Origin of the sequence: Cellulomonas cellasea, assembly GCF_030372105.1 — a bacterium.
GTDB lineage: Bacteria > Actinomycetota > Actinomycetes > Actinomycetales > Cellulomonadaceae > Cellulomonas_A > Cellulomonas_A cellasea_A.
In genome coordinates this window covers 96,419-116,033 of sequence record NZ_JAUDBQ010000009.1, presented here as the reverse complement: position 1 = coordinate 116,033, position 19,615 = coordinate 96,419, and the positions used below count along the sequence as shown (strand labels likewise).

Sequence of the window (19,615 nt, the reverse complement as noted above, 5' to 3'; positions counted from 1 at the left end):
GCTACCTCTGCAGCTCGAGCACGCTCTGACCCACGCGCACCTGCATACCTGGTGGCACGGGAGTGGGCTGGTCGACGCGCTGGTCACCGAGGAAAGTGCCGTTGGTGGAGCCCAAATCCTCCACCCACCACTGGTCGCCCTGGGGGAAGATCCGGGCATGCCGCGACGACGAGTAGTCGTCATCCAGCACGAGCGTGCACGACGGCGCCCGTCCGATCAGCACCGACGACGTGCCCAACGGCAGCGTCGTGCCGCGCAACGGGCCCTCAGTCACCACCAGCCGCGTCGGGCCGGCGGACCCACGGCCACGGGACGGGGTCACCACGCGAGGCGCATCACCGCCCGCGCTCACCGCAGCCGGCTGACGGGAGGACCGGACACGCCGGTCGACGATCTTGGTGCCGTACAAGTCGCGGCGCAGCACGCTGATCGCGGACAGCACGAACACCCACAGGAGCACCAAGTACCCCACGCGCAGCAACGTGACCGTCAGCTCACTCATGCGGGCCGATCACTCGTCCAGCTCATCGGACGACTCGCCTGTCCAGAACATGATGCGGGTGCGGCCGATCGTGAGGGTGTTGCCGTCGAGCAGCGTCGCCGCCGGGACCTGATGGCCCTCCACGAACAACCCGTTCGTCGAGCCCAAGTCGCTGGCCACCACGCCCTCCGGCGTCACCCGGATCTCCAGGTGCCGACGGGAGACGCCCGGGTCGTCCACGATGATGTCCGCCTCGGAACCCCGGCCGATCACCGTCACCGGGCCCGTCAGCAGATACCGCTGGCCGTCGATGTCCACCAGCGGATGCCGCGGGCTCGGCGCCGACGTGGTCGCCGGGGCCACCGCGCCGCGGATGGTGGCGCTGCGCACCCGGAACCGGCCCGTCTCCAGGTCCTCATGCTCCAAGAACGTCACAGTCACCGGGCCCACGAACGCGTACCGCTGGCTCGCCGCGTGCTCCGTGACATTCGCCGCCAGCTCATCAGCCAGCGCCTCCGAGCCCCATGCCTCCACCTGCTCATAGTCAGCAGGGGACAGCTCGATGGTGAACTCGTTCGGGATGACCGTCCGGTCGCGATCCACCACCGCAGCACGATCGTCCACCTCACGGCGCAACGCGCTCGCGAGCTCGACGGGCTTCACCTCAGAACGGAACGCCTTGGCGAAGGCGTTGTTCACCACGCGCTCCACAGAGTGCTCGAACTTGTCGAGGATGCCCACGCCTCCACCTCCCTTCAGGTGCTCCTACGCTGGTCGTCGGGCTTGATCGTATCCACGGACACCGCCCAGAACCCTCGTTCGCCTGGCACTTGGCGCCCGCGTCGTGCGCTAGCGCCGGTCGCCGCGGCGTGCGGGCTGTGCGCAGGTGTCCCCCTATGTCCCGATCGCCGACGTGATGACCTGCACGTCAGTCTCATGCGACAAGGATCACCGCCCAACCTGAGAGCCGCCTGCACCCCGGGCGCGCCACCGCTCCGACCAGGGCCGGGGCTCCGAAACCCGTCGCCACGGAGCGAGACGGGCTGGTGGTCCGGGGCCTCCCGGGGGGTGATCAGAGGGCCCTCCGCATCGTGATAATGTTCTGCAGCACGCGCGAGTGGCGGAACGGCAGACGCGCTGGCTTCAGGTGCCAGTGTCCGAAAGGGCGTGGGGGTTCAAATCCCCCCTCGCGCACGTGGGCTTGTTCGTCTAGGACAGGCAGAGCAGTTCAGGTAACCCCTGGTCGGAGTGACTCCGGCCGGGGGTTTCTTGTTTGTCGGCCTGACCTGCGGTTTTACTAGCACGCTGGCGTGCTCAGATGCTGACGCGTGGGTCCGATGGCGCTTGCGGGCGCATGCCGATGAGCCCGCTGACCGTGGTGATCAGCGGGCTGTGCTGGTGGTGCTGTTCAGTTCGTGCGGGTGGTTGCCCCCGCCGCCGGTGAGGTCTAGCCGGGCTGGTCGGGCGGAGTGTCCGCGGTGGTGTCGCGGTTGGCTGCGGCGGCGTCGGGCTCCGCCGGGACGGGGATGTTGGCCGCGTCGCGGTGGTGCTTGGCGACGAGCGGGTAGCGGCGTCGGGGTTCGGTGCGCCGAGGGATGTCGCCGATGGTGACGCGCACGTGCAGCGCTCGCTTGCGGGGTGGGGGGGTGCGGCGAGCGTGGATGGCGGAGAAGTCCGGGTCGGTCGTGTCGCCAATGGCGACCATCCACGGGTCGGCCTGGCCGCGCATCGTGTACCAGTCGCGGAGCATGCGGACGTTCACGCCGACTAGCCCGAACGTCACAAGGGCATGCGTGCGTGCGGCGCCGCGGACGCGGCACCAGTCGCGGCGGAAGTTCATGCCGCGGTGGGTCCGGAGCTCGGAGTTGAGCGCTTCGATCGCGGTACGTCGCCCGTAGGACGCGGCCCAGTCCGTCGTGCCGAACAGTTCGTCCTGACGTTCGCGGGCGTAGTCGTCGAAGGACACGGTGACGGTCTTGCTGCACCCGCACGGGACGACGGTCTTCCCGGTGGTCGGTTCGGTGTACGCCGCCTTGCAGCTGGTGGTCGGGCGGTCGTAGCCCAGGCGCATCGACTCGGGGTTGTTGACGCACCGGACCAGGCGGCGCAGCGCCGGGCCGCGCCACCGCTGCGTGCCACGAGCGGTGCCGACTTCACCGAACGGGACGAAGGAGTACGGGATGCGCTCGTTGTACTTCGCCTGCAGGGCGATCTTGTCCTCGAGCGAGATGCCCAGACGGAACCCGGGCAGGTTGCGCAGATGCTGCGGAAGCGCGTCGGAGAACAGGCCACCGTCGACCCAGATGGATCCCATGACCGGGCCTGGTCGGACGGCGCGCTGGTTCTTGTGGAGGTCGAAAGTCTGCTTCACGCCACGCGCACGCAGGGCGTTCGCCCACTTCTCGGCGGCCAGGTACGTGTACCCGCGGTCGGAGAGCAGCTCACACACCTCGTACCCGACGTTTCGTAGCGCGTCCAGGGCGAGGATGCCGGCCGCGGCCTTGTCCGACCCGGCCGGCGCCGTCACCAAGCTCAGTGCGGTGTGCGGGAGCTCGCCCGCACCGAACTCCGGGACCTGCGTGACGATGTGCTCGTCGAACCCGATGAACACCTCCTTGCGGCGCAGGTTCTTGCCCGACCGGTAGCCCTCGCGTGCGTCCGTGTCGACCGTGTGTTGGGCGCGGCCGTCGTACCCGAGGAGCGGCCAGCCCGGGGTGGTGAACGAGTCATGCGACTCGACTTTCTCGCCCTCGTCCTTCGGGTGGACAGCACCGGACGATCGGTCGATGTCAGGGAGGTTGTCCCAGGACCGGCGGGCCGCCCACGTCTCCTTGTCCGTGGAGTCCAAAGCGAACACCGTCGTGGACGGGTGTATCCCGGCGGGGAACGCCGACGCCTGCAGCAGCAGCGCGGCGAACAGCTCGCGGGTGATCGTCCGACCGCCCGTGCACCCGGCCGGGCAATCGGCGAGCTCGCCTGTCACTCGGTTCACGTCGAACTCGTGGTTGTGCGCGGAGACGACCGTGCCGGCATCCATGGCCGTGGTGAAGTGGTCGAGGTTGTCCCACAGCTGGCAGTACGACACCTTCGCGGGCAGCAGCCCGTCACGGAGCATCTCCGCGGCGACCTTCTGCACCAACGTCAGGTGCATGTCACCGCCTCGGATGCCAGCGGTCAGGAACACGACCAGCAGCGTCCGCCACGACACCTGCCGTGGCGCGCCCGTCCGGGCCGTGAGTGAGAACTCGAACGCGTGCGCGAGACCCGTGGTGTCGACGATCGCCTCCGCGACCTTCGTCGCCTGGGCCAGCGACAGGTCGCACGCCTCAACGACGTGCTTGGGCAGCGGAGCCAGCAGCAGCGGGGCGGTCATACGCCACCACCGATCAGCCGGCGCAGCACCGCAGGGTCGCGGAGGGGAACGAATTTTGAGAAGTCCTCCCAGCCCGTCAACGTCTTCACCCCGGCCAGGTGCTGCAGCTCGGAGACTCGCAGCCCCGCCGTGGACAGCTCGACCATCCACGTGGTCCGGAGACGCGACGGCACCAACCGGGGTGCACTGGTCGGCAGTTCCAGCTGACTGAGGACGTTCGACGTCCAGTTCCTCGACGGAGTCCGGTCGGAGAACATCGGACGGTCCCAGTAGTCCAGCGACAGGCGCACGAGCTCGTCGGCGTACTGCGGCAGCACCGGTACTTCCCGGGCATGGGCTCCGGGGATGTGGACGACGGCGACCCCGTCGATCAACTCGATGCTGGAGCCCGGCAGGACGGAGAACTCCGCTCCAGCGAGGCCCGCGCCATGGCACAACGCCATTGTTGCCACGCCGGCACGGCGACGGACTTCCGAGCGCTGCGTCAGACAGATCTCCCACAGCCACGCCAGGTCCGGGCGCCCGTACGGGTCTGCGAGCGTCGAGCGCTTCTTGCGCTTCGGCTCCGGAGCCCACGGCGCCTTCGTGGTCACCGTGCGGCCGATGCGGCGCAGCGCCGACCGATACGACGCCTGCGAGTGCTCCCCGAGGTGGTTCATCCCCGTCTCGGAGAACCGCTCGACGTTCTCCTCAGCGAACAGACGCTCGACGTCGAGCGGCAAGTGCTGCCCGATCGCCCACAGGTAGTACATCGTGACTGCGCGCATCGTCAGATACACCGCCGAAAGCGACTCCGGCGCATATCGCCGAGTCGTGGCGCGCACGTCCTGCTCGATCGTGACCCACTGCTCCGGCGTGACGACACCCTTCGGGCGGTAAGTGACTATGCGGTGCTCAATCAACTCGTGCGTGACCGGGGTTCGCGCGGACTTCTTCGGCGTCGAGCGCCTAGCCACGGGCGCTCACCGCCACTGCAGCGATCAAGACCGCGCCAGCGGGCGCAGGGAACTCTGGCGTGCCGTGGGCGCGCCGGTCTAGAGTCGACAACGAGGACTCCTTGAAGCGGGACCTCGGCCCGGGAGCGGGAACTCCTCGGCCAGCGAGAGCGTCACCTGCGGGTGGCGCTTTTTGCTTGCCTGGACCTCGGTACAGCGATCTGGTTGACCGGGACAGGGCCCGGGGCGCGGCGTGTTCCGCACACCTACCAATCGTTCGGATCAGACCGACGGAATCGCCGGGATCGGCCGATTCCCTGTCGACAACGGTCGACCGTCCTCTTGCACCACGTCTACACAGTGGGTCATCACGGAGTATTCTGGGGCCACTAGGACGGTCAATACCGGCCACCACCGCCCTCCGGGGCGAGGACTACTCTCCACCCGAAGGGTGACTCTTGTCGACAGCCGTTCCTGCGAACATGTGCGTCGACTGCTGGGGGTTCGGCCAGCGCATCGCCGCCAAGGGTGAGCGGTGCGACGCCCACCGATCCGCCTACCGTCGCTGGTATCAGGCGAACTGGAAGGCGAAGAAGGCCGGCCGCGCGTCGGGCGAGAGCACGTACGTCCCCGAGCGGGTGCGCGTGGACAGGGTCTATGTGTCTCCCGACGTCATCAACGTATTGGAGCACCTCAACCGGGATCTGGACATTGCGACCAGGATGCTTTCGCATGACATCCCGGGGTTGACCCAAGGGGCCAAGCGGCAGGTAGTCGAGGCCCGGACGCGGGTCGCCAGGTCGAGTACCAACCTTGAGGACGTCGTGCGGAGCCTCAAGGGCGAGCGGCGTACAACCGTGGCCGTGCGCGAGAAGGGCGCTCGTCGTCCCGCCGGACGGCCGGCGCAGACCCGTCAGGATCCTGGAGCTGGGTCACGATCCTGACGCCATGAAGCTCCGCTGTGCGTCGAGGTCGTCCTCTCGGACCGGGAAGAACGCCCGCGGAGAGACGGCGAGGGCATCCGCGAGTTGCCACATGGCCTTGAGTGAGATGTTCCGGCGACCGTTTTCGACACTGCCGATGTAGGTCCGGTCCAGGCCGGCGGCATGCGCGAGTTCTTCCTGCGTGAGGCCGGCGTTTGCCCTGATCAGGCGCAAGCTGGCACCAAATGACTGGCGCTGGGCTTGCTCACGGGGGGGCACGGGCACCTGCTCGACGGTAGACACAAGTGGTCTCTGGGTCGACGGACTCTGAGTCGCCCCACTCACATCCCGCACCGTATAGACGTACGGCAGATTCCGGGCGGATCTACGAGGGTCTTGACGTTCCGTGCGCTTGACGAAGCATCAAGCATGCGTACTCTGAGTCGAGTCGGTCGCCTCGTTGGCGACAGTCCCGACCCACCGGGCCGCACAGGACACGCCGCGCTCCACCTCGAGACGAGGACGTCACCATGCGTGCGAGCACCCCCATACCCACCCGCTACCGGGACGTCGTGGCCCAGGTCGCGTGGTGGGCACCCGGTTACCTGATCGCGATCCTCGGGCTCTTCGGCGGGATCGCGTCGCTGCTCGCCGCGCAGCCGGTCGCGGTGACGATCTGGGCGTTCGCCATCGTCGTGATCGCCGGCACCGGCCAGATCCGCACCCGCGGCGAGTGTCGCCGTGGGTGGCGGTACGGGTCCGAGTCCGCCGCCCGGATTGCTCTGGAGTACCAGCCCGGCAGGACCCCGGACCTTGAGGCAAGCATCGCCGTGCGCGACGACCCCATTCCCGAGCCGTGGGAAGAGCCCGCCCGTTGGATCAAGCCTCGGAGCCTCATGTGAACGCCGCACACCGCGAAGAACTCGTCTTGGCCGATGTGTCCGGGGTGTGGGTGATCCGGTCGTCCAGCGAGACCGTCTACTTCGTCAACGCGGACTCGATGCTGCTGCTGCGCCTGGCGGGGCCGGCGTCATCGCCTGGGCCTGGCGATGGCAGGTGGGTCCCGCTGGTGTCTGTGAAGTCGATCTTCCACTCTGACCTGGGCGTGATCCGGGTCGGGGACCGGCACGAGTACTTGTTCGACTGGGACCCCAACGGTGCCGACTTCGGGTACTGGATTCAGCGGCGGGTGACGTCGATCGACCACGTCGAGGCTGAAGACCTCGCGGCGTTGCCGCGCTTCCCGCAGGACGGCCGGCTGTGACTACCGCCGAGCGCCCGTGGCTGAGGTCGCTGCCGACCCGCGTGGAGATGGCCGAGTCCGCCGTGATCGAGTTCGAAGAGCATGGCCAGCCTGGGATCCCGTTCTCGCAGGCCCAGATCGACCGGATGTTCAAGGCCGGGCTGATGCAGCCGCCCCGGACCTCGGAGCGCGACCCGGGCGTACCCGCGGGGGTGACGCTGACCGGCGACGCACGGTTCCTCGTCGGGGAGGTCGACCTCGGGCCCGAGGTCGGCATGGAAGTCCTGACGCGAGGATTCGAGGCCGCGGTCGATGCCTTGATGCGTGAGCACCGTGACCGGCACCCGCTCGCCCCGGCCGACGAAAACGAGATCACGTTGGATGACTTCCGCGATGACGACGCTCGGCAGCTGATCATGACCATGGAGGAGGCCGTCGGGCGGTGGGACGAGCTGCGACCCCGGGTCGCGTTGTGGGACCGGATCGTGCTGACCGAAGACGGTGAGCGGGTCGCGGTGATCGTCGCGTGGGACTGGTGGTCGCTGCGGCAGGAGTGCCTCGCTTCGCTCACCGCCATCTACTGGGCGCACTGGCACACCGGGACTTTCGACGCGGCGGGATACGCCCATGACGCCCTGCGCCTGCTTGCGCCTCGAGATGCCCGCATCCGGGAAGTCCCCGATCCGACCGAGACCGTTGAGGCCGACGGCGACGACGACTGAGGCCGGACGGTGACGACGACGCACGTTGACCCGGCGAGCACCGCCAGCTGCTGGCGCGTCACGACGCGCTCGGGTGCCAGGACGACGGCTATGTTCACGACGGAGTGAAGGTGGGTAAAGACATGCACCTGGTTATCGATCCGCTCGACCCTCGCGTGGTGCTGACCCTCCGTCGGACCACCCCGATCGTGTCGATCGACAGCGTCTCAGAGGGCGGCGGAACCGTTGAGTGACGAAGAAGGCACCGCCGCGCTGGCCGTAGCGCGGAAGTGCACGCGCGACATCAACTTCGAGGCTGGTCGGGTGAAGCTGTCCCTCGCCCGCCGCGGCTAACTGCTACTCGGCCCTCGTCCTGAGAGGGTGCCGGTGTGGACGAGGACCGGACATTCAACCCTGCCGAGACGCTGCCAGAGGCATCCGCACGTATGTTCGCACTGAGCCGATCGGCGGACGCGGGGACACGTGGTCCGAAGCGTGCACTGGTGGCGCTCGCGACGGGTCTTGGGCTGGACGTCGACCTTGTCGAGGTGAACGCCGTCCTCGGCGAGAGGATCGCAGAGGAGTTCGGCCTCTCGTGGCGAGCTGGGCGGGACTACGTCGACCTGCAGGTCACTCTCACCGGGATGAACAACCTGCTCAGAGGTGCGACACAGAGCCTGGAACGCCTCTCGCGGGAGAGGCGGGTCGATGACGCCTCCGCCACCGAGGTCCTTTTGGCGTTTCCGGGCTTCCGGCCCGCACGTAGCAAGCAGGAGGCCGTGAACCGCATGTGCGACCTGGCAGGAGTGCCGTGGGACATGCTCGGCCCTGGCGGCAAGGAGCACACATGGACCCTGAAGGACCTCGCGAGGCGGTTAGCCCCCCAACTCCTCGACATGCGGCTGACGAAGCACGAACTGGCCGCCGCCCTGTGTGACGCCTTCGGGGTCCCTTGGCTGGCCAGCGCAGGATCCACAGGGGCGAGCATCACGCTGGACGGGCTCAACCTCATCCTCGCGGGTGCCGAGCGGCGAGCACGCGTCGCGTCAGCGGGCTGGGCGACAGCACACGAGGAAGGTGCTGCCCTCGTCGCCGTCCTGGGCCGGGGGCTTCCGAGCCACTGGGACGGTCGCGAAGCGGTCTTGGAGATGCGCGAAAGCGGCTCAACCCAGTGGCGCCAGATGGAGTGGGCTGGGTTCTATTTCGAGGAGAAGGTCCGTGAGGTGCTCAACGAGGCGTACCCGACGCCGCCGGTGGGTGGCCCGCAGGTCCGCTTCGGAAGCACGGTGTTCGACTACGCGTCGGCGACCCGGGTGTGGGACGCGAAGGCCCACACTGCGATGCGAGTCATGCTTCCCGACGGTGAGCCGTACCGTGACTCGGGCGACGCGGTCTGCTGGCTCAATGACGCCCGGGCCATGCGCGAGTGCGTCGAGCTCCAGGGACTGGGGTTCCTGGTCGCCGAGGGCCTGTCAGGCTTCGACACCACGGGTGAGTTCAAGGACTGGCACAAGGACCTTGGGAACCGTGCGGGCAGGAAGGTGCGTGAGTACGTCCCGAGCACCGGCCGTAGCAGACCGAGGAAGGCGTCCTTCACACCGCTGGAGTTGCGCGCTGTCTGGATCGAGGACCTCGTCGACCTCGACGCTGCCATCCTGTCCGGCTGGCTGCGGCAGGACGCCCAACCTCGGTGGGAGGGCACTGTCGCGCGGAATGACAAGTTCAAGGCCCGAGTCGCGGACGCCGGAAACTGGCAGGTGGCGCATCACATCTGGGACCGGGGGTACGACCTGTAGCAGATGTGCTTACGGAGCGCATGCACTGCCCGCGCGGCGCGGCAGACTTGCAAGCTACGCTCAACTGCGGCAAGCTGCAACATGTGTTCGACTGCGTCATGACTGGGGAGACTGAATGAGCGGCACGGCGGGCTTCCGATACGCGGACCTGTTCGCAGGCATAGGCGGGTTCGCCGCCGTGCTCGAGGCCCTCGGTGGCGAGCACGTGTACTCGGTTGAGATCGACAAGCACGCCTCGAGGGTCTACGCACGCAACTGGGGTCGCGACCCGTACGGCGACGTCACCGAGGACGCATCTGACGGCGTCATGAAGGTCGGCGAGCACGACGTCCTCGCCGCGGGTTTCCCTTGCCAGCCGTTCTCCAAGAGTGGGGCGCAGAAGGGAATGGACGAGATCCGAGGGACGCTCTTCTTCAACATCATGGAGGTGGTCAGGGCGCACCACCCGGCCCTTGTGGTCCTCGAGAACGTGCGCAACCTCGCTGGTCCACGGCACGTCCACGAGTGGGAGGTGATCATCGAACGGCTCCGTGCGGAGGGTTACCAGGTCTCCGAGACGTCCGCAGTCTTCTCCCCCCACCAGATTGACCCCGCCTTCGGTGGCTCGCCGCAGGTGCGGGAGCGCGTCTTCATCACCGCTACGCACGTGCCGGACGGGCATGTCGGCGACCCCCTGGTGCGCCCGCTCGCCCTGCCCGCGCATGTCCGCATGACTCGGGAGTGGGACCTCGTCGAAGACCTGCCGCTCGAGGAGAGCCATCACGTCCCTGGTACGGACCTCAGCGCCGACGATGTCGCGTGGGTCGATCACTGGGACAAGTGGGTGCAGTTCATGCACGCGCTGCGGGCTTCGGATGCTGACGCCGCAGGTGAGCCAGCGCGACGCCTACCTGGCTTCCCTGTCTGGTCGAACGTTTGGGTGGCCTCCAAGGAGGAGCGGGAAGAACTGATGCACCCCGGGGGAGTCCGCGTCCCGGCGTGGAAGGCGAACTTTCTCACCAAGAACTGGGAGCTATACGACCGGATTCGCCGGGTCGACGCGAAGTGGCTGCGCTCGTGGCTCAACACGACAAGGACATTCCCTGAGAGCCGGCAGAAGTTGGAATGGCAGGCCCAGGACGAGACCTCGTTGTGGAACTGCGTCCTGTCGCTGAGGCCCTCCGGCATCCGCGCGAAGCGGATGACCCACCTCCCTGCGCTCGTCGCAATCACGCAGACACCGATCCTTGGGCCGCGCGACAGGCGGCTGTCACCGCGGGAGGCAGCTCGACTCCAGGGCCTTCCCGACGAGTTCGATTTCGGCCCTCAGCGTGACGCCCTGACATACAAACAACTCGGCAACGGTGTAAACGTCGGAGTCGTCTGGAACGTGCTCAAGGCGCACGTCGAGCGCGACAAGCACCTTCTACACGCGACCGATCGGGGACGCGCGATCTATGACGCGGTCGCGAACGCCCCGGAGTCCCCGCGCGAGCCCTTGCGCCGGGCCCTTGCACGTCGGCAGTCGGCGGTTGCGACCCTCATGCCCGCCGGTGCCGTCTAGCGAGACACAGCCGAGTTGCGAACCGCGAGCCTGAGCGCGGGGACGGGAGCCGAGCCGCCGCAGTCACGCCCGGACCGGGCGTCTCGGCGCGGTACTCGTGCCTGCTCGCACGGGAACGGCGCCGGAGTCGCTGCTCCGACGAGCAGGTGCAACGTAGCGTCGGCGGTCCCGGGTCAACGCGCGGATCGAAGGGCTGCCGAGGCGCAGGGTCGACATCGCGTTCACATGCTGGCGTGTGTGCGTGCTCGTGGACGGGTGCTACTGGCACTCGTGCCCAGTCCACGGTGCCGTACCCGAGCAAACCGGGACTGGTGGCAGTGGAAGCTGGCGCGTACGAGGGACCGGGATGCTGGCACCGACCAGGCCCTTCATGCGCTGGGAGTGACCGTTGTCCGCTGCAAGCGGGTTAAGGGCCAGGGATAGCCTGTTTTCGGCCAGTAGGAACCTTGTCGTATCCGAGAGGTCGTTGGGTGGACCGAGGTGGGCAACGAATGTCGCTTCTATCTGTCCACAGGATGCTGAACGGCGGGCTGCACACGGCGGCGTGCTGGCACGATGATTCGGTGACAGTCACCTACGCCGATGTGTTCGGCGACCTCGACGCCGCGATCAGACGACTGCGCATGGCTCGGCGGACGGACGCAGCCGAGCAACGAAGAGCGTTGAACGAGGCTATGGGATGCGTTTACCGGCTCCGTAACCGCGTCGTTGAACTCGTTGACGATAGAGGCCGCTACCGACAAATCGTTTCGCGCGACTTGACTGGCCGAATTGTCGAGGCGATAGTTCTGGTGCGCGGTGCTGGTGAGCATGACTTCATGCGCGACGTGGAACCGCGCGCCCGTTCCGCGTACCCAGGGCCTCGGACGTTCCCCAGTTACAACCTGTTTCCCGACGACCACAACCTTTACTGGCGCGATCGCTCGGAACTTGGCTACGACCTGACTTCCCGTGACGCCCAGAACGGGCCACGGCTTGCTGGATACTACGACGCGCACCTGGCGGGCTACTTGGTGCTCGACACCCTCGAGGCGGCGCGCGGTTTCTTCGGGGAGCGTGACCGGCTCATGGGCACCCATGACGAGTGGTGGCCACCCCTCCCTTGATCGCGGGCGCGGTGGCCCACCACTCGGCCCGAACCTCGCGCGATGCCGACACAGCCCGACGCGGCGGCGCCTTGACGTGCCTGCGCTTGAACGGACGTCCGTCGAGGTGGAGGAGGCGGTGCGTAGCGACACGTGTGGCACCACTCATGCGTTGCCCCAGGTTGCGGGCCAGGTCGTGCGCGCTAGATCGCGTGGCTTTGAACTCGTTTGCATTCTTTGTAGGACTCCGCCGAACCCTGGTCCTTCGCGCCGTCATGGCTACTCATCGAGGTCCTCCGCGCAAGCCGCGATGATGCTGACGACGGGCGTCGTGCGGCGGACGGTGGCGAGCGCGTCCTCCGCCAGCGGCTCGAGCGTCATGAGCATGTCTGCGCCGACCATGATGCCGTCATGGGCCCCTCCGGCCGCCAGGTGTTGGACGGCCAGGAGCCGGACCGGGGCACCGTCCCGCCGGAGCGCCCCGGGAGTGAACCCAGCCGTCGGCGGCACCGGTGAGACAGCCACCCGTGTGATCAGCGCTGTGCGGTCCGGGTGGGTCGTGTCGATGAGGTGTCTCGCACCTGAGGCCGTCGTGACCGGCCAGATCCCAGGGACCGAGAACGGGTCAGTCGGCGCCGGCGTCGTCATCGCCGCGCCCATCGCAAGCGTTGTTGTCCGGCATGACGATCTCGGCCTCGTCGGCGAGCTCGGTGTCCTCCGGCGGTGGGTCCGATTCCGGACCCGATCGACCGGTGTCGCGCACCGCGCGACTCTCCCCCCGCGCCGCTTGGACCGTGTGATGGAGCCCTCGGCTCAGGATCTCCATTCCAAGTTCGCGGCCGAGGTCGACCTCGCCGACGAGGAAGCGGGCATCGCCGGACAGCACGACCTGCGTGAAGGACGAGGAGGCGCCAACGTGCTGCGGTTCCGGTTCCTCAGATGGAGCGAGGAGGCCGACCGCGAACAGGTCGTCCACGAGGTCCATGGAGAACGGCTCCGGACCATGATCGACCTGCTCCAGCCGGATCGTCGCGTCACCGACGAACTCGACGCGGGGGCGCACCACCCAGCGCCCCGCTTCTCGGCGCGCGCCGGTCACAGCGGGTCATCCTGCGGGAAGGCCGGCAGCCCGGCGAGTTCCTCGGCCTCGACGTAGTCGATGGACGTCACGAGCCTCTGGATCCAGAAGCCGAAATCGTTGCCGCCGGGTTCCCAGTCGAACAAGTACTTGTGCCGATCTCCGACCCGGATGGTTCCCAGGTCACCGCGGAAGAGCGCCTCGACCTGGATCAGCGGGACCCACCGGCCGTCACCGGGGCCACGAGAGGACCTCGGACCGGTCTGCCGCAGCAGCAGCGAGGAGTCCGCGTCGATGAGGTAGACCGTCTGGCTCGCTGAGCGGACAGCCCACACGCCAGCGGCCTCGGCGACGACGAGCTCGTTGACGTGCGCGCCGGTCATGCCCTGCTCCGCGCGCGGACGGGGGGTTCCTCGAGGGCTCGGATTCCGTCAGAACTGGCGACGCCAGTGACGGCGAAGCACGCGAGCGTGACGTTGGGCGACTCCCCGGCGACGCGGGAGGCAACGCCACCGATCAGCTGGGCGACCGACATGACAGACGCCCTAGACCACCACCGAGCCTGCGCGTTCCTCGTTCGCGGCGGGGTCGAGTTGCACAGGTAGTCGTGATCTCGCATGGCTGCCTTCCCTCGCGTTGTGGAGTGGGGCATCACTAGCCGAGCATCGGGCCGATCGACCGCGTCGATGGCGCCGGCGCGAGCGACCTACACCGCCGATAATAGGCAGATTTAAATAGGCGTCAAGGGCTGGAGAATGGTGCACGCAAGGGCCTGAGGCTCTCAAACAACGCAACGTCTAGACAATGGGGGATAACGACGAATCCCCGATAGGGGCCCAGTTTGCGGTGCTGATGGGTGATGACACCACCGCTGATGACGTAGGAGCATCGCGCTCCGCGAGCTGGGGCCTGCCGGGCGGTGCGTGCGATCCGCATGAGGTCAACTCCGGCCTCCGCCGGAGCCGGCAGGACAGGACCGTCAGTACCAAACGAAACGAGGCTCGCGAGAAGGGAGGGTGTTCGTGAGTGCCTGCCAATGCGACGAGCGGCTGTCCATGACCGCGCAGTCGAAGACCGCATCGAGACCCAGGTGCAGCGGTCACGACGGCGACCGCATGCCCCGGCGCTTCCACCCTCGGACATCAGCGACGCGGACGTCCCCGCCTCGCTTCAACCCTCGCCGTCGGCGAGCCCACCAGGAGCGGCGGAATAGCCAGCCTCGGAAGACGTCCGCGTCGGCAGTCCCGCACCCACCGTCGACGTCGCGAGCACCAGCGGGGAGCGATGGGTCGTCACGGTGGGCCACCGGCACCGGTACGTGACAGATCCCGGCCACACGGGCCGCGACCTGCGCCGGTGGGTGCAGCGGCAGGCCGCCGCCATCGAGCTGGTGCCGGCCGAGCGCGTGCCCCCCGGCCGCGAGCCGGACCCAGACGAGGCGTGGCGCATCTACGGGGACGCCCGGTGGGACGGGCGGGTACCGGTCGGCCTGGAAGAAGACTGTCGCGACGACGACTGACTGTCACCAGGCATCGGGGTGTGCCTATAAGCAGCCGGGGTGCTCACGAAGCCCGTCGAAGTTGGTGGCGTGCGGTGGGCGCCCGTACTGCACTCTCATGCTTGCGTTCGAGCAGCCCCTCGACCGTGTTCGAACTGCTCGCGTCACTTACTCCCGGTCAGACCTCACAGCTTGAGCGTGCCCTCTCCTCGGGTCAGCGCCGCAGGCTGGCCGCGAGTGACGCGTCGGTCTCCTCGAGGGTGGTCGCCGTGGTGTTGAGGTGCTGGGAGAGGCCGGTCAGGCTCGTGATGACCTCGGTCGCTCCGGCGGTGAAGCGCTCGTAGGACTCGCCGAAGGCGACCGATGCCTGGTCGGTGACGAAGCCAGAGGAGATCAGAGAGGCGATGTACGCCTTGAGTTCGTTGAGCTTGGTGGTGATCTCGTCCTGGCCAGTGGTCAGACGCGTGGCGGCGGTGCGGATGTCCTGGTAGCTGACGTTGAGGTTGCTCATCGTGTGGGCCTTTCAGTGAGGTGTTGGGAACGGATTCACGATACTGGTCAGATGCCCATATTTAGGGCGAGCGTCTTGGGGTGGGGCGGCGCAGGGCTAGGTGGTGGCATCGGGATCTGAACGACGCGCGCCCTTCCGCCTTCCACCCAAACGCCTCGCCCGGGCGGGTAGGCGGCGCGTGCCGTGCGCGGGAACTGCACACGGAACAGCGCTTCGCCGTCGGTCGGCTCGGGTGCGAGGACGAGCCCGCGGCGGGCGTTGCGGACTTCGGCGATCAGTGGCCAGCCGGATGCCCAGGCGGGGGTGTCGCCTTCGGCGACGACAAGGTGGCCGCCTCGCCGGGCGGCCTTCATCAGAGCCAGTAGTGGGGCCTCTGCAGGTGTGCCGATGAAGTCGGCAAGCGCCTCGACGACCAGTGCGACCGGTGTTTGGCCTGGTTCGTCAGCGACCGCGACGGTGAGTTCGCGTGCGAGGTCTGCCGCGTCTTCTGGCGTGAGCGCCCGCTCGGCCCAGTCCGGGGCGGACGCGGCTGGGGAGCGCCGATTGCCGATGTAGACCAGGTGGGCGTGCGGTCGGGCGCGGCGGATGGCGTGGGCGAGCCACACGAGTGTGGTGGAGCGTCCGGAGCCGGGCGAGCCTGCGACGACGATCGCGCCCGAAGGGTCGAAGCCGAGAGGTTCGAGGGTGTCCCCGGCGACTCCGAGCACGGGGAAGGCGTCGACGTCGGAGGGGATGGCCTCACCTGCAATAAGGGCAGGTAGCCGGTGGATGGTCGGGGCCTTTGCGTCGGGCTCGGCGGTGGCCTGGCGGTGGAGGGCTGCTGCTTGATCGGCGGGGTCCGCCGAACCGCCGGGCACGGCTACCTGCAGTTCGGTGTCAGTCCCGGCGAGCACACCACGACCGGGCGGTGACGTGGAGGCCAGGACATCGCGGGGGATGTCGTACGCGACGTAGGCGTTCTCGTCGGCTTGCCTGAGCACCACCCGGTATCCGATGGAGGCGCCCCAGGTGGTGGGGACCGCGGCGGCGCGCTCGGCGGAGGCGACCAAGTGCACGCCGAGGGGCCGTCCCTCGGTGACCACACGTGCCAGTGCGGCCCACACCGATTGGTGGGCGAGGTCGGTCTCGTAGGCGTCGCGCAGGGCTCCGAGCCCGTCGATCAGCACGAGGACGCGCGGCTCGCTCCGCCCGGTCTTGGCGCGGAAGTCGGTCAGCGATGCGGCGTGCACGGTGCTGAAGGCGGTGGCGCGCTCGTCGAGAAGCGCGCCAAGACGGCTGGTGAGTCGGCTGACGCGCTCGGTGTCGTCCGAGTCGATGATCGCGCCCACCTGTGGCAGCGGTTCGAGCATGTCCAGACCGCCGGACGAGGCGTCGATGCCGTACACGTGCACTGGGCCGGGCGTCGCGGCGGCGATGGTCCGCAGCGTCGCGGACTTCCCTGAGCCGGTGGTGCCGTGCACGACGATCGACCCGTGCTGGTCCGGGTTCCACGCCGCGGCGCTCTGCTTCTGCTCGCTGGGAACGTCCACCACGCCGTACACGACGCTGTCACTCCCGCTCGGCTGGAGGTGGGCGATGTCGTAGAGGTCGCGCAGCTCGGGCAGCCACGGGCGGGTCGGGGCGGGAATGCCCGCGGTCGCGACTGCCGCGCGGATCGTGGCCACCACCCGGGAGATGTCGCTCGAGCCGTCGCCGCGTCCGCTGGTCCGGTTGTCGGAGGGCACATCGATCGGCACTCCGGGCCCGAACTCCAGGGTCGACAGGTCGACGGGTGGGGGCGGTGGCATGGCTGGGGTGTGGCCGCCCGCGTAGGCGGTCTGGAAGATCGCGACCCGCTCGGGGCCGGTGCGCACAGCACCGCGACCGGGGAGCGCAGGGTCGAACTTCGCCGCGAGGTCGGTTCCGAGCACATCGGTGGAGTCGTGGGCGTCGGCGACCCTGAGCGCCACCCGCAGGTTGGTGTTGGCCCTCAGGTTGTCCTTGATGACGCCGGCGGGCCGCTGCGTCGCCAGGATCAGATGGAGCCCGAGGGAGCGCCCGCGTTGGGCGATGTCGATCATGCCGTCGACGAACTCCGGCACCTCGGACACCAGGGCGGCGAACTCGTCCACCACGATGACCAGGGCCGGCGGTGTGTCCGGGTCGCCGGTGCGTTCGAGCGAGAGCAGGTCCTTGGCGCCCTTGGCCGCCAGGAGGCGCTCACGGCGGCGCAGTTCGGCGCGCAGGGAGGTCAGCGCGCGGCGGACCAGGTGGGGAGTCAAGTCGGTGACCAGCCCGACACAGTGCGGCAGGTGCACGCAGTCTGCGAACGCGGCCCCGCCCTTGTAGTCCACGAACAGGAACGTGACGCGGTCCGGGGAGTGCGCGGACGCCATGCCGAGCACCCAGGACTGGAGGAACTCGCTCTTGCCCGACCCGGTAGTCCCGCCGACCAGCGCGTGGGGGCCCTGCTCGCGCAGGTCCAACGCGAAGTCGCCATCTGCGCCGACGCCGACGACAGCCCGCAAGGACGCGTCGGCTGTCCGGCGGGCAGGCGGCGCGTCGCGGTCCAGTATCGAGGCGGTCTGCGTCCACCTGTCGATCACAGCGGACGAGTCGGTTGCGAGATCTGTTCCGGCGACCTGCAGGTAGGTGACGTGCCGGGGGACGTCCGACTCGTCAAGGGTGGGCGCTCCGGCGTCGTTGAACGCGGACAAGTGCCGGGCGAACGCCACCGCGGTGCCCGCGTCGATACCTGGCGGGTTTGCCGGGCGCCAAGCCCGGTCAGTGGTCGACCCCAGGCGCGGCGCGGCTGGGTCGGCCAGATCCAGGAACACCGTGCAGGCGGCGGGCAGGTCGCGCACCCGATCGGCCACCCACACCAAGTGCACCCCGGCGGCCGGGCCCACCTCCGCAAGTCGCACCAGCCGCCCACGATCGGCCGGGCAGTCGTCCTCCACGAGCACGACCACCATCGGGTACCGCGACGTCTGAGCGCCGCTGCGCGGGCTACGTGCGGCTGCGAGCTCCTCGAGCGCGGACAGGAGCGCCCGCGCCGGGGCAGGCGACGCCGCCAGGTGCGGGGCGCCCAGCGGGGTGTGCGGTCCGGCGACATGCGGAAGCCACTTCAGCCATTCCCAGGTGCCGGCCGTGCGCTTGGACGCGAACGCGGCGACCGTGAGGTCCGCCGGGGAGTGCAAGGCGACGAGCTGCGCCACCAGGGCGCGGGCGGTGTCGTCGCGTTGCAGGCCGGCGAGTCCGAACGCGCCAGCGGCGCGCAGGTTCACCAGCAGTGGCACCGACGCGACGTCGCGCAACGCGTCGACTGTGCGCTCGAGTTCTGCCCACAGGTCAGGCAGCGCGCGACCACGCGACGGCATCGCGACTGTCGTGCGCGAGGCGTCGGTGCCGTGTCCGAGGTGGAGAGTGGCGAACGTGTCCGCCTCGCGGCGCCTCGACCACAGCACAGGATCCGCGGCGAACGCAGCCTGCACTGCGGCGTCGGTGTCGGGCTCCTCTTCGCGGCGGACCCGTTGCTCCTCCTCGTGGGCGGCGGTCATCTCTTCTCGAAGAGCGTCCAACGCAGTGCGGAACTGGGCGGTGCCGTCCTTGAGCTGCTGGCGGTCCCGGATCTTCTTGTCCACCCACGTCCCGGCCGCGAGGAGCGGGGACAACGCGATGAACACAAGTGAGAGCACTGAACGGGTGACCGCATACAGGGCCGCGCCCATCGCGATCGGAGCGGCCATCGCCACCCAGGGGAATCTGCCGGGGGACGCAGGCGCAGGCGGCTCGGGGGCCTGCACAGATCGCTCCGCATACCGAGGCACGACCCGCGGAGAGCGGTTGAACGCGATGGCAGCGCCCCCGGCGACGATCGTCGTGGCGTCCACCAGCCACTCGATGCGGAGTGTGGAGTCGCCGACCTTCACCTCCTGACCCGGGCGGACTTCCGCCCGGTCGACACGCCCCCCGTCCACGACGACGCCGTTAAGTGACCCGGAGTCCGCGATGAGCACCTGGTCGGTCACGACGAGGCGGGCGTGCTTCTTCGAGACCTGCCGGTCGTTGAGGCGAACCTCGCACTCAGGTCCTCGCCCCACGTCCGAGACTCCGGCGGGCAGGTCGAACACGGCTCCGGCGGTAGGCCCCGTCACGACATGCACACGCAGGACGGCGCCTCCCGCGTGCGGAGCGACGAACCGTGCGCCGGCATCGGCGACGGCGACGGTCGCCCCCGAACGCAGACCCGCGTCCGTGAGCAGCGTCGCCGGCCGCAGCACGGGCCCGGGAATGCCATCGGGAGCCACAGCCTGCAAGGTCGGGGTGCCGACCTGCCCCGCGATTGTCCCCGCGCGGACGAGCGCCCCGGCGACGTCGCCCACCGTCGCCGCAGCGTCGGTGCCGACGACCACATCGGTGTGGCCTTGGCCATGGCGGACTGTCAGGCGTGTGCGCACCACAACCCC

General features: G+C 68.7%; 18 protein-coding genes and 1 tRNA gene. 9 read left to right on the top strand and 10 right to left on the bottom strand.

Annotated elements, in window-relative coordinates; translation table 11 throughout:
• Position 1 precedes the first annotated feature (1 nt).
• Both QUV83_RS10295 and QUV83_RS10290 read right to left on the bottom strand, forming a co-directional pair.
• Complete coding sequence (locus QUV83_RS10295) at positions 2-502, bottom strand: FHA domain-containing protein FhaB/FipA (protein WP_289564430.1); 501 nt, start codon at positions 500-502, stop codon at positions 2-4.
• Between the two features lie 9 nt (positions 503-511).
• Positions 512-1,222, bottom strand: coding sequence for an FhaA domain-containing protein (locus QUV83_RS10290; protein WP_289564419.1), 711 nt, complete (start codon positions 1,220-1,222; stop codon positions 512-514).
• 370 nt (positions 1,223-1,592) lie between these two features.
• Between QUV83_RS10290 and QUV83_RS10285 the strand changes: the two genes are divergently transcribed.
• A tRNA-Leu gene (locus tag QUV83_RS10285) sits at positions 1,593-1,675 on the top strand.
• 253 nt (positions 1,676-1,928) lie between these two features.
• Here the strand turns inward: QUV83_RS10285 and QUV83_RS10280 are convergent.
• Together QUV83_RS10280 and QUV83_RS10275 are read right to left on the bottom strand one after the other, a co-directional pair.
• Positions 1,929-3,854: a hypothetical protein gene (locus QUV83_RS10280; RefSeq protein ID WP_289564418.1), complete on the bottom strand. Its 1,926-nt coding sequence runs from the start codon at positions 3,852-3,854 to the stop codon at positions 1,929-1,931.
• Positions 3,851-4,621, bottom strand: coding sequence for a hypothetical protein (locus QUV83_RS10275; RefSeq protein WP_289564417.1), 771 nt, complete (start codon positions 4,619-4,621; stop codon positions 3,851-3,853). The genes QUV83_RS10280 and QUV83_RS10275 overlap by 4 nt, the downstream gene beginning before the upstream one ends.
• Positions 4,622-5,247: 626 nt before the next feature.
• Here QUV83_RS10275 and QUV83_RS10270 point away from each other — a divergent pair.
• Positions 5,248-5,733: a hypothetical protein gene (locus tag QUV83_RS10270; RefSeq protein ID WP_289564414.1), complete on the top strand. Its 486-nt coding sequence runs from the start codon at positions 5,248-5,250 to the stop codon at positions 5,731-5,733.
• Here QUV83_RS10270 and QUV83_RS10265 read toward each other — a convergent pair.
• A complete protein-coding gene (locus tag QUV83_RS10265; RefSeq protein ID WP_289564413.1) occupies positions 5,722-5,997 on the bottom strand; it encodes a helix-turn-helix domain-containing protein in 276 nt (91 codons plus the stop codon). The two genes, QUV83_RS10270 and QUV83_RS10265, sit on opposite strands and share 12 nt — an antisense overlap.
• 245 nt (positions 5,998-6,242) lie before the next feature.
• Here QUV83_RS10265 and QUV83_RS10260 point away from each other — a divergent pair, with 245 nt between their 5' ends.
• The 6 genes from QUV83_RS10260 (at position 6,243) to QUV83_RS10235 (ending at position 12,101) form a co-directional block, all read left to right on the top strand.
• Entirely contained in the window at positions 6,243-6,614 is a 372-nt protein-coding gene (locus QUV83_RS10260) for a hypothetical protein (RefSeq protein WP_289564411.1), read from the top strand.
• The gene (locus QUV83_RS10255) at positions 6,611-6,976 is read left to right on the top strand and encodes a hypothetical protein (protein WP_289564409.1); all 366 of its coding nucleotides are present in this window, start codon (positions 6,611-6,613) and stop codon (positions 6,974-6,976) included. The genes QUV83_RS10260 and QUV83_RS10255 overlap by 4 nt, the downstream gene beginning before the upstream one ends.
• The gene (locus tag QUV83_RS10250; RefSeq protein WP_289564408.1) at positions 6,973-7,677 is read left to right on the top strand and encodes a hypothetical protein; all 705 of its coding nucleotides are present in this window, start codon (positions 6,973-6,975) and stop codon (positions 7,675-7,677) included. The genes QUV83_RS10255 and QUV83_RS10250 overlap by 4 nt, the downstream gene beginning before the upstream one ends.
• A gap of 368 nt (positions 7,678-8,045) precedes the next feature.
• On the top strand, positions 8,046-9,452 hold the full coding sequence (locus QUV83_RS10245) for a hypothetical protein (protein ID WP_289564406.1): 1,407 nt from the start codon (positions 8,046-8,048) through the stop codon (positions 9,450-9,452).
• Between the two features lie 115 nt (positions 9,453-9,567).
• Positions 9,568-10,995 carry a DNA (cytosine-5-)-methyltransferase gene (gene dcm / locus QUV83_RS10240; protein WP_289564404.1) on the top strand — a complete coding sequence of 476 codons (1,428 nt, stop codon included), beginning with the start codon at positions 9,568-9,570 and terminating at the stop codon, positions 10,993-10,995.
• Between the two features lie 563 nt (positions 10,996-11,558).
• Positions 11,559-12,101: a hypothetical protein gene (locus QUV83_RS10235; RefSeq protein ID WP_289564402.1), complete on the top strand. Its 543-nt coding sequence runs from the start codon at positions 11,559-11,561 to the stop codon at positions 12,099-12,101.
• A gap of 258 nt (positions 12,102-12,359) precedes the next feature.
• Here QUV83_RS10235 and QUV83_RS10230 read toward each other — a convergent pair whose 3' ends face one another.
• The 3 genes from QUV83_RS10230 to QUV83_RS10220 all read right to left on the bottom strand — a co-directional run bounded on the left by QUV83_RS10230 (position 12,360) and on the right by QUV83_RS10220 (position 13,541).
• Positions 12,360-12,482 (bottom strand): hypothetical protein, encoded by a 123-nt coding sequence (locus QUV83_RS10230; protein WP_289564401.1) that lies wholly within the window; start codon positions 12,480-12,482, stop codon positions 12,360-12,362.
• Between the two features lie 223 nt (positions 12,483-12,705).
• Positions 12,706-13,179, bottom strand: coding sequence for a hypothetical protein (locus QUV83_RS10225; RefSeq protein WP_289564399.1), 474 nt, complete (start codon positions 13,177-13,179; stop codon positions 12,706-12,708).
• Positions 13,176-13,541 (bottom strand): hypothetical protein, encoded by a 366-nt coding sequence (locus tag QUV83_RS10220; RefSeq protein WP_289564398.1) that lies wholly within the window; start codon positions 13,539-13,541, stop codon positions 13,176-13,178. Before QUV83_RS10220 ends, QUV83_RS10225 begins: the two co-directional genes overlap by 4 nt.
• A gap of 935 nt (positions 13,542-14,476) precedes the next feature.
• On the opposite strand from QUV83_RS10220, the gene QUV83_RS10215 reads away from it, so the two are divergent.
• Positions 14,477-14,677: a hypothetical protein gene (locus QUV83_RS10215; protein ID WP_289564397.1), complete on the top strand. Its 201-nt coding sequence runs from the start codon at positions 14,477-14,479 to the stop codon at positions 14,675-14,677.
• A gap of 193 nt (positions 14,678-14,870) precedes the next feature.
• On the opposite strand, the gene QUV83_RS10210 is transcribed toward QUV83_RS10215, so the two are convergent.
• Both QUV83_RS10210 and QUV83_RS10205 read right to left on the bottom strand, forming a co-directional pair.
• Complete coding sequence (locus tag QUV83_RS10210) at positions 14,871-15,167, bottom strand: WXG100 family type VII secretion target (RefSeq protein WP_289564395.1); 297 nt, start codon at positions 15,165-15,167, stop codon at positions 14,871-14,873.
• A 47-nt stretch (positions 15,168-15,214) separates the two neighbouring features.
• A complete protein-coding gene (locus QUV83_RS10205) occupies positions 15,215-19,606 on the bottom strand; it encodes an FtsK/SpoIIIE domain-containing protein (protein WP_289564393.1) in 4,392 nt (1,463 codons plus the stop codon).
• Positions 19,607-19,615 lie beyond the last annotated feature (9 nt).